This is a genomic window from Mitsuaria sp. 7, assembly GCF_001653795.1.
Lineage (GTDB): Bacteria > Pseudomonadota > Gammaproteobacteria > Burkholderiales > Burkholderiaceae_C > Roseateles.
This window is the reverse complement of record NZ_CP011514.1, coordinates 3252813-3267218: the sequence shown is the minus strand read 5'-3', so window position 1 is coordinate 3267218 and position 14406 is coordinate 3252813. Positions and strand designations below refer to the sequence as shown.

General features: G+C 68.8%; 12 protein-coding genes. 8 read left to right on the top strand and 4 right to left on the bottom strand.

Annotated elements, in window-relative coordinates:
- Positions 1 to 41: 41 nt before the first annotated feature.
- The 4 genes from ABE85_RS14300 (at position 42) to ABE85_RS14285 (ending at position 3723) form a co-directional block, all read left to right on the top strand.
- Complete coding sequence (locus ABE85_RS14300) at positions 42 to 1199, top strand: ABC transporter permease (protein ID WP_082938613.1); 1158 nt, start codon at positions 42 to 44, stop codon at positions 1197 to 1199.
- Positions 1196 to 2062, top strand: coding sequence for an ABC transporter ATP-binding protein (locus tag ABE85_RS14295; protein ID WP_082938612.1), 867 nt, complete (start codon positions 1196 to 1198; stop codon positions 2060 to 2062). The genes ABE85_RS14300 and ABE85_RS14295 overlap by 4 nt, the downstream gene beginning before the upstream one ends.
- Before the next feature lie 72 nt (positions 2063 to 2134).
- A complete protein-coding gene (locus ABE85_RS14290) occupies positions 2135 to 3097 on the top strand; it encodes an MlaD family protein (protein WP_067275713.1) in 963 nt (320 codons plus the stop codon).
- Complete coding sequence (locus ABE85_RS14285; protein WP_067275711.1) at positions 3094 to 3723, top strand: ABC-type transport auxiliary lipoprotein family protein; 630 nt, start codon at positions 3094 to 3096, stop codon at positions 3721 to 3723. Before ABE85_RS14290 ends, ABE85_RS14285 begins: the two co-directional genes overlap by 4 nt.
- A 12-nt stretch (positions 3724 to 3735) precedes the next feature.
- Here the strand turns inward: ABE85_RS14285 and ABE85_RS14280 are convergent, their stop codons facing one another.
- The 3 genes from ABE85_RS14280 to ABE85_RS14270 form a co-directional block, all read right to left on the bottom strand.
- On the bottom strand, positions 3736 to 4593 hold the full coding sequence (locus ABE85_RS14280) for a J domain-containing protein (protein ID WP_067275709.1): 858 nt from the start codon (positions 4591 to 4593) through the stop codon (positions 3736 to 3738).
- A gap of 161 nt (positions 4594 to 4754) precedes the next feature.
- The gene (locus tag ABE85_RS14275) at positions 4755 to 6962 is read right to left on the bottom strand and encodes a sodium-translocating pyrophosphatase (RefSeq protein WP_067275706.1); all 2208 of its coding nucleotides are present in this window, start codon (positions 6960 to 6962) and stop codon (positions 4755 to 4757) included.
- A 378-nt stretch (positions 6963 to 7340) separates the two neighbouring features.
- Positions 7341 to 8558 (bottom strand): citrate synthase family protein, encoded by a 1218-nt coding sequence (locus tag ABE85_RS14270; protein ID WP_067275703.1) that lies wholly within the window; start codon positions 8556 to 8558, stop codon positions 7341 to 7343.
- A 253-nt stretch (positions 8559 to 8811) separates the two neighbouring features.
- Between ABE85_RS14270 and ABE85_RS14265 the strand changes: the two genes are divergently transcribed.
- The 4 genes from ABE85_RS14265 (at position 8812) to ABE85_RS14250 (ending at position 13050) form a co-directional block, all read left to right on the top strand.
- The gene (locus ABE85_RS14265) at positions 8812 to 9828 is read left to right on the top strand and encodes a tripartite tricarboxylate transporter substrate binding protein (protein ID WP_082938611.1); all 1017 of its coding nucleotides are present in this window, start codon (positions 8812 to 8814) and stop codon (positions 9826 to 9828) included.
- Between the two features lie 44 nt (positions 9829 to 9872).
- Complete coding sequence (locus ABE85_RS14260; RefSeq protein ID WP_067275701.1) at positions 9873 to 10826, top strand: 2-hydroxyacid dehydrogenase; 954 nt, start codon at positions 9873 to 9875, stop codon at positions 10824 to 10826.
- Positions 10827 to 11000: 174 nt separating this feature from the next.
- Entirely contained in the window at positions 11001 to 11549 is a 549-nt protein-coding gene (gene ppa, locus ABE85_RS14255) for an inorganic diphosphatase (RefSeq protein ID WP_067275699.1), read from the top strand.
- Between the two features lie 253 nt (positions 11550 to 11802).
- Positions 11803 to 13050: a glycosyltransferase gene (locus ABE85_RS14250; protein WP_067275697.1), complete on the top strand. Its 1248-nt coding sequence runs from the start codon at positions 11803 to 11805 to the stop codon at positions 13048 to 13050.
- A gap of 100 nt (positions 13051 to 13150) precedes the next feature.
- On the opposite strand, the gene ABE85_RS14245 is transcribed toward ABE85_RS14250, so the two are convergent.
- On the bottom strand, positions 13151 to 14371 hold the full coding sequence (locus ABE85_RS14245; protein ID WP_082938610.1) for a GNAT family N-acetyltransferase: 1221 nt from the start codon (positions 14369 to 14371) through the stop codon (positions 13151 to 13153).
- Positions 14372 to 14406 lie beyond the last annotated feature (35 nt).

The following is a 14406-nucleotide window of genomic DNA, read 5'->3' as shown; positions in this document are numbered from 1 at the left end:
GGTTCACCGGAGGGCCCTCGCGAGGCTATGCTCTGACCCCAATGGACGCCCCTCTGGAAACCCCCGACGTCGCCGATCCGTCCCCGCGCCTGCTGCGCGAGTCCGGCGAGGGCGGACGCCTTCAGGCACGGCTGGAGGGCGACTGGACGCTGCTGGCGCTGCGCGAGCGCGTCGAGGTGCTGCGCGGCGAACTCGGCGAGGTGCCGACCGCCAACGTGTCCTGGGACCTGAGCGCGGTGCGCCGGCTCGACCCGACGGGCGCGCTGCTGCTGTGGCAGGCCTGGGGCCGTCGCCAACCGGAGGATCTGCGCTGGCCGCCGGCCCCGATGGCGGACATGTTCCAGGCGCTGTTCGCGCGGCTGGGCAGCAAGCAGGGCAAGCTGGCGAAGCCGCCACGCGCGCAGAACGTGCGCCAGTTCGGGCAGGGCCTGCTCAACCTCGCCAGCCATCTGCTCGACGCGACCGCGCTGCTCGGCCAGGTCACGCGCGACCTCGGCACGCTGGCGCGGCACCCCAACCTGATCGCGTGGAAGGACATCTCCGCGCACATCTACCGCAGCGGCGCGCAGGCCCTGGGCATCACGGCGCTGGTGGGCGTGCTGGTCGGCATCACCTTGTCCTACCTGACCGCCAAGCAGCTGCAGAGCTACGGCGCCGACATCTACGTCATCAACATCCTCGGCATCAGCGTCTGGCGCGAGCTCGGACCGCTGCTCGCCGCGATCCTGGTGGCCGGACGCAGCGGCTCGGCGATGACGGCGCAGCTCGGCGTGATGCGGGTGACGCAGGAGCTGGACGCGCTGTCGGTGATGGGCATCTCGCACACGATCCGGCTGGTGGTGCCCAAGATGGTGGCCCTGGCACTCTCGTTGCCCCTGGTCATGACCTGGACCAGCAGCATGGTGCTCCTGGGCGGCATGATCGCCGCGCGGGCGACGCTGGGCCTGGACTACGTGCAGTTCCTGCAAGGCCTGCCGGCCGCGGTGCCGGTGGCCAACCTGTGGCTGGGACTGGCCAAATCGGCGGTGTTCGGGCTCATGATCGCGTTCGTGGCCTGCCACTTCGGGCTGCGGATCAAGCCGAACAGCGAAAGCCTCGGGACCGGCACCACCGATTCGGTGGTGAGCGCGATCACCGTGGTCATCATCGTGGACGCGATCTTCGCGGTGATGTTCTCCGACGTGGGGTTGAAAGCATGAGCGGATGTATCGAACCGACCTCGGCCGATGCCGTCGAGGAGCTGAACGTCCAGCCGGGCGATCCGGTGATCGAGGTGCGTCACGTCGGCACGGTGCTGGGCGGGGTGCGCATCCACAAGGACCTGAGCCTGGAGGTCACCGCCGGCGAGGTGCTGGCCATCATCGGCGGTTCGGGCAGCGGCAAGACGACGCTGCTGCGCCTGATGCTGGGCCTGGAGCGGCCCAGCGAGGGCGAGGTGCTGGTCTTCGGCCACAAGCTCGGCAAGTGCGAGGCGACCGACCTCGCGCAGGTGCGGCACCGCTGGGGCGTGCTGTTCCAGCAGGGCGCGCTGTTCTCGGCGCTGTCCGTGTTCGACAACGTGGCGCTCCCGCTGCGCGAGCTCAAGAGCCTGCCCAGGGACCTGATCGCCGAGCTGGTCATGACCAAGCTGCAGCAGGTCGGCCTCAAGCCGGAGGACGGCATCAAGATGCCGGCGGAACTCTCGGGCGGCATGATCAAGCGGGTGTCGCTGGCGCGTTCGCTGATCATGGATCCGCAGCTGCTGTTCCTCGATGAACCGACGGCCGGTCTGGATCCCGCAAGTTCGAAGAACTTCGTGCAGCTGATCGAGAGCCTCCGGCGCGAGATGGCGCTGACGGTGGTGATGGTCACGCACGATGTGGACACGCTGTTCGCGATCGCCGATCGCGTGGCGGTGCTGGCGGACCAGCACCTGATCGCGCACGGGCCGCTGGAACTCGTCGTGAAGCAGAAGCATCCGTTCATCCGCAACTTCTTCCTCGGCCACGCGGACCGCTGCGCGGCGGACAACCTGCGCAGCTACCGCGACGCCCTGCAGCACCGCGACGAGATGCCCGCCTGAGCGCGGCGACGAAGCGCAGGACCGTTCCGGCAACAACGAACAACGACCAATCACAAGGACTCGGACGAGCACATGGAAAACAAGGCACATGCATTGGCCACGGGCCTCTTCGTGCTGCTGCTCGGCGCGGCGCTGGTGGCGGTCATCCTGTGGTTCCGGGACGACCGCGGCGACACGCAGACCTTCACCGTGGTGACCGCCTCCGGCGTCCCCGGCCTCAACGTGAAGGCGCCGGTGAAGCTGCGCGGCGTGCAGGTCGGCAAGGTCGACACCATCCGCTTCGATCCGGCGCAGCCCAAGCAGATCCTCGTGGAGATCGAGGTCGACGCCGACGCACCGATCGCACCCGGGACGGTCGCCAAGCTGGGGTACCAGGGCATCACCGGGCTGTCGTTCATCGACCTCTACGACGGGCAGGATCCGGCGGACCCGAAGCAGAGCGTGCTGGAGACGCGGCGCATCGCGCTCGCACCGGGTTTCCTCGATCAGTTGCAGGACGCGGGACCGAAGCTCGCGGCCGGTGCGCTCGCGACGATGGACCGCATCCAGAAGGTGCTCAGCGACAGCAACCAGCAGCAGGTGAGCCAGACGCTGGCGCAGCTGAATGAAGCCTCCGCCGGCCTCAACGAGCTGGTCAAGGAATTGCGTCCGACGGCCAAGGCGCTACCGGGCCTGGTGAAGAACACCGATGGCCTCGTGGTCGCGGGGCGGAACACGCTGGGCAACATCGACACCCTCGCGAAGCAGGGCGGCGAACTCGCCGACGAATACAAGGGCAAGGCCGCAGCGATCGATCAACTGGGCGACGCGGCGGTGCAGATGCAGCGCACGCTGCGACGGGTGGAGCTGTCGTTGGTCGGCTCGGCGGACAAGCCGCGTCAACGCGCGGTGCTGGACGACCTGTCGGCGGCGGCCCGCGCCCTGGAGCGCGCAGCACAGAACATCGGCGACCAACCGCAGAGCCTGATCCTCGGCCCGACGCCCGGCGCCCCCGGCCCTGGTGAAACCGGCTTCGAGGCGGGAGCGAAGAAATGAACGACCACATCGACCTCCCGAGGACCGGCGGTATGCGCCGCGCGCTGCTGCTCAGCGGAGTGGCGCTCGCCGCGACCTTGAGCGCCTGCGGCAGCCGCCCGCCGGCACCGACGCAGATGGACCTCGGTCCCGCGCCTGCGTGGCCACAACAGGCCGCGCTGACCAAGCGCGTGGAGCTGCAGGCCGTCACGGCGCCCGAAACGCTTCAAGGCACCGGGATCGCGTATCGACTGGCCGACGCCGATCCGTACGCGCGGCGCACGTACCGCGACTCGCGCTGGGCGGCGCCGCTGCCGGTGCTCGTGGCCTCGCGGATGCGCCAGCAGATCGCCCGCGCACCCGTCGCCGCGAGCGCGGATCCCCAGGTGGTCATCGGCGTGACGCTGGAGCTCGAAGAAAGCCTTCAGAACTTCTCCAGCGCGTCGCGCAGCGAGGTGCAGGTGAGGGTGATGGCGACCGCCGAGGATGGCACCCAACGCGCGTTCGACCGCACGGAGCCGTCGAGCGCGAGCGCCGAAGGTGCCGTCAAGGCGACGGCGGCGGCTGTCGATGCGCTGGGTCCTGAGATCGCGGCGTGGGCGGCGACCTTGTCGCCGCGAGTGCCTCAAGGGCGCGGACGCCGCTGAAGCGAAGCGGCGTCAGTGCGACGCCGCGATCCCGCCGCCCATGCGCTGCTGGCGCTGGCGCAGGAAGGCCTCGGCCATGCTCGAGGCAGGCTGCAGGCGCTGCCCGATGTAGAGCTCCTGACGGCGCTCCGTGATCTGGGCGCGCAGGCGGTTGGCCATGATGCCGAGCGGATCCAGGCCGCGCTTCTCGGCGCGCTCGATCGACTCGCCCAGCTCATGCATCGTGTGGCTCTTCAGCAGCGCGAGGTGGGCCTGGACGACGCGCAGCCGTCCTTGCACCGAACGCTCCGCGCTGCGCAGCCATTCCATCACCGCATCCGCATCGCCGCCGCGCACTTTCACCAGGCTCTCGCCGGCGGCCAGCAGCAGCGCTTCAAGGCGATCCCGGTCACAGGCCTCGTAGGCCTCGTTGACCTCGGCCATCTTGCGTTCGCGGTGCACGCGCGCGGCATCGTCGGGCGCGAGGTCCGGATGCAGCCGTTTCGCGGCGCGGCGGTAGAGGGTCTTCAACGGCGGCGGGCCGACCTGCACCAGGCCGCCTTCCGGCTCGGCAGGCAGCGGTGCGCCGGCCGGCAGCACCGGCAGATGCGGCATCGCCGTTGCCCGGGGCGAATCGAGTGCCCGCGCATCCAGCCCGTTGCGGGCCAGGGCCGCGTGCAGGTAGCGCATCGCGCAGTAGAGCTGCGATTCGAGCGCGTCCAGCTCCATGTACAGCGGGCCCAGCGCGGCGACGTAGCGGTCGACGAAGCGCTGCATGCGCTGGCGGCAGTCCGCGTACTCGGATTCCTGCGACGCCAGGTAGCGCTGGAGCTCGGCCAATTGCTCGCGGCGGCGTTCGAATTCGCGCGGCGTGATGGCCTGGCTGAGCATGTTGAGCGGATTCCCTGGACGTTCTGTTCTTGACTACCGATTCTGCCGTGAGCGCATGACCCTTCAAAGCGCAAACAGCCCCTCGCGGGGCTGTTTTTCTCAGCGTTTTCACCGAGGGCCGGGCGAGCCTCGCCCAGCCCGGGGTGACCGCCGCCTTGACGTCAGGGCGCGGAGGCCGCGCTGGCCGCCTCCGTCGGTCCGCTGGCCACCGCGTCCGGCACGCCGGTCGGCGCGGAGGCGGGCATGGCGCCGTCAGGCGCCGGTGCGGTCAAGGCCGGCGGCGTGTGGGCCCCGGCGGCGGGACCGCTGATGCCGGCTGCCGGGAGCAGCGGCACGATCAGCAGCGCGACGATGTTGATGATCTTGATCAGTGGGTTGACCGCCGGACCCGCCGTGTCCTTGTAGGGATCGCCGACGGTGTCGCCGGTGACGGCGGCCTTGTGGGCTTCGGAGCCCTTGCCGCCGTGGTGGCCGTCCTCGATGTACTTCTTGGCGTTGTCCCAGGCGCCGCCGCCCGTGCACATGGAGATGGCGACGAACAGCCCCGTGACGATGGTGCCCATCAGCAGCCCGCCCAGCGCGGCCGGTCCGAGCACCAGGCCCACGATGATCGGCACGATCACCGGCAGCAGCGACGGCACGATCATCTCCTTGATCGCCGCGGCGGTGAGCATGTCGACGGCGCGACCGTACTCGGGCTTCGCCGTGCCTTCCATGATCCCCTTGATCTCGCGGAACTGGCGCCGGACTTCCTCGACGACCGATCCCGCCGCGCGCCCCACCGCTTCCATGGCCATCGCGCCGAAGAGGTAGGGGATCAGCCCGCCGATGAACAGGCCGACGATGACCATGTGGTTGCTCAGGTCGAAGCTGACCGTCAGGCCCTGCTGCTCGAGCGCATGCGTGTAGTCGGCGAAGAGCACCAGCGCCGCCAGGCCCGCGGACCCGATCGCGTAGCCCTTGGTCACGGCCTTGGTCGTGTTGCCCACGGCGTCCAGCGGATCGGTGACGTCGCGCACGCTGGCGGGCAGGTCGGCCATCTCGGCGATGCCGCCGGCGTTGTCGGTGATCGGCCCGTAGGCGTCCAGCGCCACGACGATGCCCGCCATGCTGAGCATCGCCGTCGCCGCGATCGCGATGCCGTAGAGCCCGGCCAGCTTGAACGCCACCAGGATGGCGACGCAGACGAAGAGCACCGGCCAGGCCGTCGACCGCATCGACACGCCCAGCCCCGCGATGATGTTGGTGCCGTGGCCCGTCGTCGACGCCTGCGCGACGTGCTGCACCGGCTTGTAGTTGGTGCCGGTGTAGTACTCGGTGATCCACACCATCGCCGCGGTCAGCAGCAGACCGACCAGGCAGGAGAGGAAGAGGGCGTTCGCGCCTATCGTCTGTCCGCCGGGCAGCGTCAGGTCTTGCGGGAAGAGCGCGCGGGTGATGAACCAGAACGCGATCGCGGACAGCACGCCCGCGACGATCAGGCCCTTGTAGAGCGCGGGCATCACGTTCTTCATGCCCGGGCTGGCCTTCACGAAGCTGCAGCCGATGATGGACGCGATGATGGACGCGCCGCCCAGCACCAGCGGGTACACGATGGCCGCGATGGACATGCCGCCGAAGGTCAGCGCCGCCAGCGCCATCGTGGCGATCAGCGTGACCGCATAGGTCTCGAAGAGGTCGGCCGCCATGCCGGCGCAGTCGCCGACGTTGTCGCCGACGTTGTCCGCGATCACCGCCGGGTTGCGCGGATCGTCCTCGGGGATGCCGGCCTCGACCTTGCCGACAAGGTCGGCGCCGACGTCCGCCCCCTTGGTGAAGATGCCGCCGCCCAGCCGCGCGAAGATCGAGATCAGCGACGAGCCAAAGGCCAGCCCCAGCAGCGGCTTCAGCGTCTGGCTGTCCGCGCGGGTGCCGCTGTCGCTGACCCACATGAAGAACAGGCCCACGCCGAGCAGGCCCAGGCCCACCACCAGCATGCCGGTGATCGCGCCGCCCTTGAACGCGACGTTGAGCGCGGGGCCGATGCCGTGGGTCGCGGCCTGCGCCGTGCGCACGTTGGCGCGCACCGAGACGTTCATGCCGATGAAGCCGCAGGCGCCGGACAGCAACGCGCCGATGAAGAAGCCGATGGCCGACTTCCAGTCCAGCGCGACGCCGATCAGGAGGCCGAGCACGACGCCGACGATCGCGATGGTGCGGTACTGCCGGGCCAGGTAGGCCGCGGCACCTTGCTGGATCGCGCCGGCGATCTCCTGCATGCGGGGATTGCCGGGGTCCTGACTCAGGATCCAGCTGCGTTGGATAAAGCCGTAAAACACCGCCGCCAGCCCGCAGGCCAGCGCGAAGTACAGCGCCAAACTCGTCGACATAAGGTTGTCTCCTCTCGCTGATTCTTTGATCCGTGAGACGGTTCCATCCAGCGGGCGCCGGGCCTGCGCGCACGCAACAGCAACAGTCCGTCGATCGATGCTAAGGCCGTGAATAGTGCATGGCATGAGCGTTTACCAGCGGATTCACGGGCTTTGCAAGGCGGGTGTCAGGCGTTGCGGGGGCGTGCGATGACATCGGGGCAAGGACTGGCCCCGGGCATGGCATGTGCCTCATCACGTAGCGTTTACACGCGGTCGGCGCGCAGCGCCCGAAGCCGGCGGAGCCGGTGCCCCTCTCCGCTCAATCTCCTCCTCGCCGCTCGGAATTCGCTCCGAGGGGCACCGGCTCCGCCGGCTTCTCCGGATCGAGGACCGCCGTCAGCGTTTGCGACGCTGCTTGCGGGGATCGACCGGGCCTGCAGCGCTCGGGCCGGTGTAACGGCCGCGAGGCCGGATCACTGAGTCGATCGTGAGCTGCTCCATCGCGTGAGCCAGCAGACCCACGCTGCGCGCGATGGCGAAGATCGCGAAACCTGCGTCGGGCGGCAGCTTGTAACGCGCGACGAGCGCGGCGAGCGCCACGTCCATCGACGGCGGCAGGCCGGTCAGTGCGACGACACGCTCGATGAGGCGGGCGATCGCGACGGGCGGCTTGAAGTCCGCCATCAACGATGCCGCACGCGGGTCCCCGTCGGGATAGATGTGATGGCCGAAGCCGGGCAGCGGCATCGCCGACGCCAGATAACGGTCGACGACGGCATCGGCGCCGTCCCGGTCGACCTCGTCGAACAGCGTGCGCACGCGTCCCGACGCATCGCCGTGCAGCGGGCCGGAGAAGGTCGTCAGTCCCGCGAGCAGGCAGGCCGGCAAGGACGCGCCCGTGGAGGCGGTGATGCGCGCGGAGAACGCGGAGCTGGTGATCTCATGATCGGCCGCGAGCACCAGCGTCTTGCGCAGCAGCGCGGCCACCGCGCGCGGCTGGCCCCATCCCCGGGCGAGACGGTCATGCAGCGGCAGCGATTCGTCGTCCGAGGCGCCGAAGGCGACGGCCAGCCGGCCGACCAGCGCGGCCGCTTCCTCGATCAGCACGCGGGGCACGCGACCCCGCGTCGAATGCCCGGTGGCGGTGAGCGCCGCCAGCTCGGCGAAGGCGCGGGTGCGTCCGGTCGGCAACGCCGCGACGACCTCGAGCGCCGCGCGCGACGGAGCGTTCGACACGACCGAAGGGCGCGGGAACAACGGCGGTGTCTCCACGTTCCAGAGCAGGCGCGCCGCGTCCTCCAGCGTCGCGGTCGCGGCCAGCTCGACGACATCGACGCCCCGGTAGAAGGGACGTCCGCCCGAGAACGTCGAGACCGCCGTCGGGATGCTGGGTTCGGCGCCGAACAGCGTGGTCGCCGCCAGCGTTTCTCGCGTGCGTCCCGTTTCCTTGCGGCGCACGAGCGCCTTCACGTCTTCCGCGCGGTAGAGGCTTCGACGCGAATCCTGCGGATCGGGCTCGACGCCGATGCGCCCGCGACTCACGTAGGCATAGATCGTCTGCGCGCGCACGCCGAGCGTGTCACGGGCCTCGTCCAGGGTCATCCATGCAGCCATCGGGCGTTCATTCCGGGTCGTTGATGGCGTCAATATATTCGTCAACATGAATGTCGTCCATTCGCCGTCCGTGCGTCCCAGATGATCGATTTATTGAAGGACAAGGCGGGGCAGCCGAGATCAGGTTGATATTGATCATCAATATTGACCCGATGAAGTGCCGCTGCCAGCATGAGTTCACGCGACATCGACGGGGTCCGCTCAGAAGCCTCCGCGATGCCGACCTCTCATGCCCATCATTGGAGACAACCGCATGAACCGCATGAACCGCATGAACGCCATCGACCGCGCCCGACGCCGGGCCGCGCTCGCTCTCCTTGGCACCGCCGGCCTCGCCTCGTTCGCTTCATTCGCATCCGTCAGCGCCTTCGCGCAGGGCGAGTCCTTTCCCACCCGGGCGATCACGATCGTGGTCGGTTCCAGCCCGGGCAGCACCACCGACGGTCTCGCCCGAGCGATCGGCGCGGAGATCACCGCCGCGACCAAGGTACCGGTGATCGTCGAGAACAAGGCCGGCGCCAGTGGCGGCATCGCGGCGCAGTCGGTGGCCCGCTCGGCGGCCGACGGCTACACGCTGTTCATCACCACCAACACCACGCAGGCCGCCAATCCGCACCTGTTCCGCATGCTCGCCTACGACCCGGTGAAGGACTTCGCCCCGGTGGGCGCGCTGGTCAAGGGCTACCTGCTGCTGGTGACGAATCCGCGCATCGCGGCGCGCAACGTCACCGAGCTCAGCGCGATCGCGAAGAAGCAGCAGCTCACGTTCGGCGCGGGCAGTTCGTCGGCACGCGTGGCGGCGGAGCTGTTCCAGCAGATGACGCAGACGCAGTTGACCTACGTCCCCTACAAGGCCAACCCGCAGGCGATGGTCGATCTGGTCGGCGGTCAGGTCGACCTGATGATCGTGGACCTGACCACCAGCCTGCCGCAGGTGAAGGCCGGCAAGCTCAAGGCGCTGGGCGTCAGCAGCCCGAAGCGCTCGCCGCTGGTGCCGGATCTGCCGACCATCGCCGAGGCCGGCCTGCCCGGCTACGAGATCAGCTACTGGAACGCGGTCTACGCGCCCGCGGGCACGCCGGCGCCTGTCGTCGAGCGCATCAACGCGCTGATGCAGAAGGCCATGACCGCGGAACCGGTGAAGCGCTTCGTCGAGCAGAACGGCATGGAGCCGTTCACGTCGACGCCGGCGGAACTCGCCGTGTTCCAGGCCGCCGAATACAAGCGCTGGGGCGCCGTCATCAAGACGGCCGGCATCCAGCCTGAATGAGCCCGAACGCCACATTCACTATCCATCCTGAAGTAGAGAGCGCCATGAAGCCGAACATCCTCCAACTCAATCCCATCCTCGTGCCCGCGATCAATGCGGAGCTGGACGCGCTGTACACGATGCACCGGCTGTTCGAGCAGGCCGATCCGGACGCGTATCTCGCCACGCACGGCGCGGCCATGCGCGGCGTGGTCACCGGCGGGCACACGGGCATCTCGCGGTCGATGATGGAGAAGTTGCCGGCCCTCGAGGTCGTCGCGGTGAACGGCGTCGGCACGGACGCCGTGGACATCGAATACGCCCGCTCGCGCAAGCTGCCGGTGACCGGCACCTTCGGCGCGCTGACCGAGGACGTCGCCGACATGGCGCTGGCGCTGCTGCTCGCCACCGCCCGCAATGTCGCCTCGGTCGACCGCTTCGTGCGCGGAGGCCTGTGGCCGAAGTTCCCGCAGCCCAGTGCCATTCCGCTCGCACGCCGCGTGAGCGGGATGCGCGTGGGTATCGTGGGTCTGGGTCGGGTCGGCCGCGCGGTGGCGGAGCGTGTCAGCGCCTTCGGCTGCCCGGTGCGCTACACCGATCTGAAGGAGATCCCGGGCGTGTCGTGGGCGTTCGAGGCGGACCTCGTGCAACTCGCCCGCGACAGCGACGCGCTGATCGTCTGCGCCGCGGCGGACAAGGCCCGCGACCTCATCGACGCGCCGGTGCTCGATGCGATCGGACCCCGCGGGTTCCTGATCAACGTCGCGCGCGGCCGCCTGGTGAAGGAGTCCGATCTCGTGAAGGCGCTGCAGGACAAGCGCATCGCGGGCGCGGGCCTGGACGTCTTCGCCGACGAGCCCAACGTGCCGCCGGCCCTGCTGGATCTGGACAACGTCGTGTTGCAGGCGCATCGGGCGAGCGCGACGGAGGAGACGCGCGCCGCGATGGGTCGCATGGTGCTGGAGAGCCTGGCGCAGGCGCTGGCGGGGCAACGGCCCGCGCACAGCCTCACGACCTGACCCTGACGGGAGGCGGCAGGGGGCTGGTGAGACGGCAGGGATGACGGCGGCATGACGAATCCCCGCGACGGGGGAGGGCGTCAGGGCCGGTTCAGACGAGCCTCTAGAATTGCGCATTCTCCGAAGTTCTTCCGGAGTTCTCCGGATTCCCTGCATTCACCGCTGTCCACCACCATGAGCCTGCACAAAGTCACCCCCGGCGCGAAGGCGCCCGAGCAGTTCAACGTCGTCATCGAGATCCCGATGAACGCCGACCCGATCAAGTACGAGGTCGACAAGGAAAGCGGCGCGCTGTTCGTCGACCGCTTCATGACGACGGCGATGCACTACCCGTGCAACTACGGCTATGTGCCGCAGACGCTGGCCGATGACGGCGATCCGGTCGACGTGCTGGTGATCACGCCCTTCCCGCTGACCCCGGGCGTGGTGGTGACCTGCCGCGCCATCGGCGTGCTGCAGATGGACGACGAAGCCGGCGGCGACGCCAAGCTGCTGGCCGTGCCGACCACCAAGATCCTGCCGATCTACGAGCACTGGACCAAGCCCGAGGACATCAACCAGATGCGCCTGAAGGCGATCCAGCATTTCTTCGAGCACTACAAGGACCTCGAAGCCGGCAAGTGGGTGAAGGTCAAGGGCTGGGAAGGCCCGGAAGCCGCCAAGAAGGAAATCACCGACGGCATGGCCAACTACGCGAAGGCCGAGCAGGCAGCGAAGGCCTGATCGCCAGGTCGGAGCATCAAGCCGGAACACCCGGCCTGAGGGGACCTGAGCGGGTCTGAGCAAGGCCTGCCACCGCACGACAAGCGCCCCACGTGGGCGCTTTTTCGTTTCTGACCGCAAGAATGTCCGCATGGCAAACACGATGCCATGACGGTGCGTTACAACTGAGATGTCCCCGCTTTGGGGATTGACGTTGTGCCCTGGTGCGCATGGCACCAAAATGGGCGACCTCACCACACGGAAGTCTCGTCACGTGAAAGTCGCCTACCTGCTCAATCACTATCCCAAGGTCAGCCATACCTTCATCCGCCGGGAGATCCTGGCGCTGGAGGCGCAAGGCGTCCCCGTGATGCGGCTGGCGGTCCGTGGCTGGGACGACGCCGCCCCGGATCCCACCGACCAGGACGAGAAGTCCCGCACCCACTACCTGCTGCGCGGCGGCATCGCGCCGCTGCTGAAGGCGATGGCGCGTCAGGCGCTGACCTCGCCGGCGAAATTCCTGTCCGCGCTGGCCTTGACGTTCAAGCTGGGTCGCCGCGCCGACCGGCCGTTGCCGGTGCACTTCATCTATCTGGCGGAGGCCTGCCTGGCCGTGCCGATGCTGCGCGCCGAGGGCGTGAACCATGTGCACGCGCACTTCGGGACGAACGCCACCGAGGTCGCCGCGCTGATCGAGGCGCTGGGCGGCCCGGGCTACAGCTTCACCTGCCACGGCTCCGAGGAGTTCGACCGGCCCGAGATGCTGCATCTGGGCGAGAAGATCCGCCGCTCGCGATTCGTCGTGGCGATCTCGTCGTTCTGCCGCAGCCAGATCTACCGCTGGGTGGATCACTCGCACTGGTCCAAGGTGCCGATCGTGCCTTGCGGTGTCGAGCCCGCGTTCCATTCCGCCGCTGCCGCGCCGGCGAGCGGTCGCCGTCTGCTGGCGGTGGGTCGCCTGTGCGAGCAGAAGGGTCACCTGTTGATGCTGGAGGCAGCCGCGCTGGTGGCGGCCAAGGGCATCGATTTCGAACTCGTGCTGGCCGGCGACGGCGAACTGCGCGAGCCGGTCGAGGCGCGCATCGACGCGCTGCGTCTGCGTGACCGCGTGCGCATCACCGGCTGGATCAGCAGCGACCAGGTGCGCGAAGAGATGCTGGCGTCGCGCGCGCTCGTCGTGTCGAGCTTCGCGGAAGGCCTGCCGGTCGTCGTGATGGAGTCGATGGCGCTGAGCCGCCCGGTGATCAGCACCGCGATCGCGGCGATCCCGGAACTGGTCCGGCCGGAGAACGGCTGGCTGGTGCCCGCCGGTGATCCGCAGCCACTGGCCCAGGCCATGATCGAGTGCCTGCAGCTCGACGATGCTGAGCTCCAGCGCATGGGCGAAGCGGCGCGTGTGCGCGTGCTCGCACGGCATGACATCGACGATGCAGCGACGAAGCTGGCCAAGCTCTTCCGCGAGCACGCCGGCGAGGCCGTGCGCACGCAGCCGCGGCTGGTCACGTCGACCACGACGGGCTGAACGGTCGGTCGCGTCCGGCCTTTCCTGGCCGTTCTCGGCTTTTCTCGGCCGGCTCCGGCGGCCTGCGACGGCCTCCTCTCGCGGCCTCACAGGCCGCGCGTCAGGTGGCGTCGTCCGGCGCTGCCGCCTTGAACGGCTGATGCCGTTCCAGTTCGTCGATGTACTCGCCCATCGCCTCGCCCTCCTGGGTGAGGAAATCCGCGACCGCCTCGCGGAACTGGGGATGGGCCAGCCAGTGCGCCGAGTACGTCGCCACCGGCATGAGGCCTCTGGCCATCTTGTGCTCGCCTTGCGCGCCACCTTCGAAGCGGCGCCAGCCGTTCTCCAGACACCACGCCAGCGGCTGGTAGTAGCACGCGTCGAAGTGCAGGTTGGGGATGTAGCGCGTCGAGCCCCAGTAGCGTCCGTACGCGGCGCGCTGCGATTCATCGACCGCCACGAGCGACGCGGCGACGCGCTCACCTTCCGCGTCCCGCGCGATGAACATCAGCCAGTGTTCAGGCATGTCCGCCGCCATCCGCGCGAAGAAGTCGCGCGTCAGGTAAGGCTTGTTGCGATGCGCGAGGTAGGTCAGCGTGTAGCACTCGTAGAAGAAATCCCAGTCTTCGACCGTGATCGCGCCGCCGCGCAGCGCTTCGAAACGGATGCCGGCGTCCGCGACCTTGCGCTGCTCCTGCTGGATCTTCTTGCGCTTCTCCCGTTGCAGCGTCGCGAGGTACGCGCTGAACGGGCGCGGCACGCCGTCGCCGGTCCAGTGGAACTGCACCTGCTGCCGCGCGAGCCAGTCGTCTGCGGTGAGCGCGCGCTGGTCCTGGTCGTCGCCGAAGAGCACATGCACCGATGAGAGTTCCGAGCGCGCCGTCAGTGCCCGCAAGGCCTTCACCAGCCATTCGCGTGCGGCGTCGTCCTTCGCGAGCAGCCGGCTGCCCGGCACCGGCGTGAACGGCACGGCGACCAGCAGCTTCGGGTAGTACGCGAGCCCGTGCCGCTGATAGGCATCGGCCCAGGCCCAGTCGAACACGTACTCGCCGTACGAGTGGCCCTTCAGATAGGCCGGGCAGGCGGCGATCAGTTCATCGCCGTCCCACACGCTGAGGAACTGCGCCTGCCAGCCCTTCTTCGGCACCGCGGAGCCGGACGCGTGCATCGCGATGAGGTACTCCAGCTTCATGAACGGCGAGGGCAGCGGCGATGCGGCCAGCAGCGCGTTCCATTGATCGCGGGGGAGCGCAGCGGGGTCGTCGTCGACGCGGATCAGCGGCTGGGCGACGTCGCGTTCAGGCGTGTCGGCGGAGGGGGCGGGCGAGGGGGCGGCTGTCATGCGCGGCAAATCTTAGGCGCAAGCTCAAACCCTTC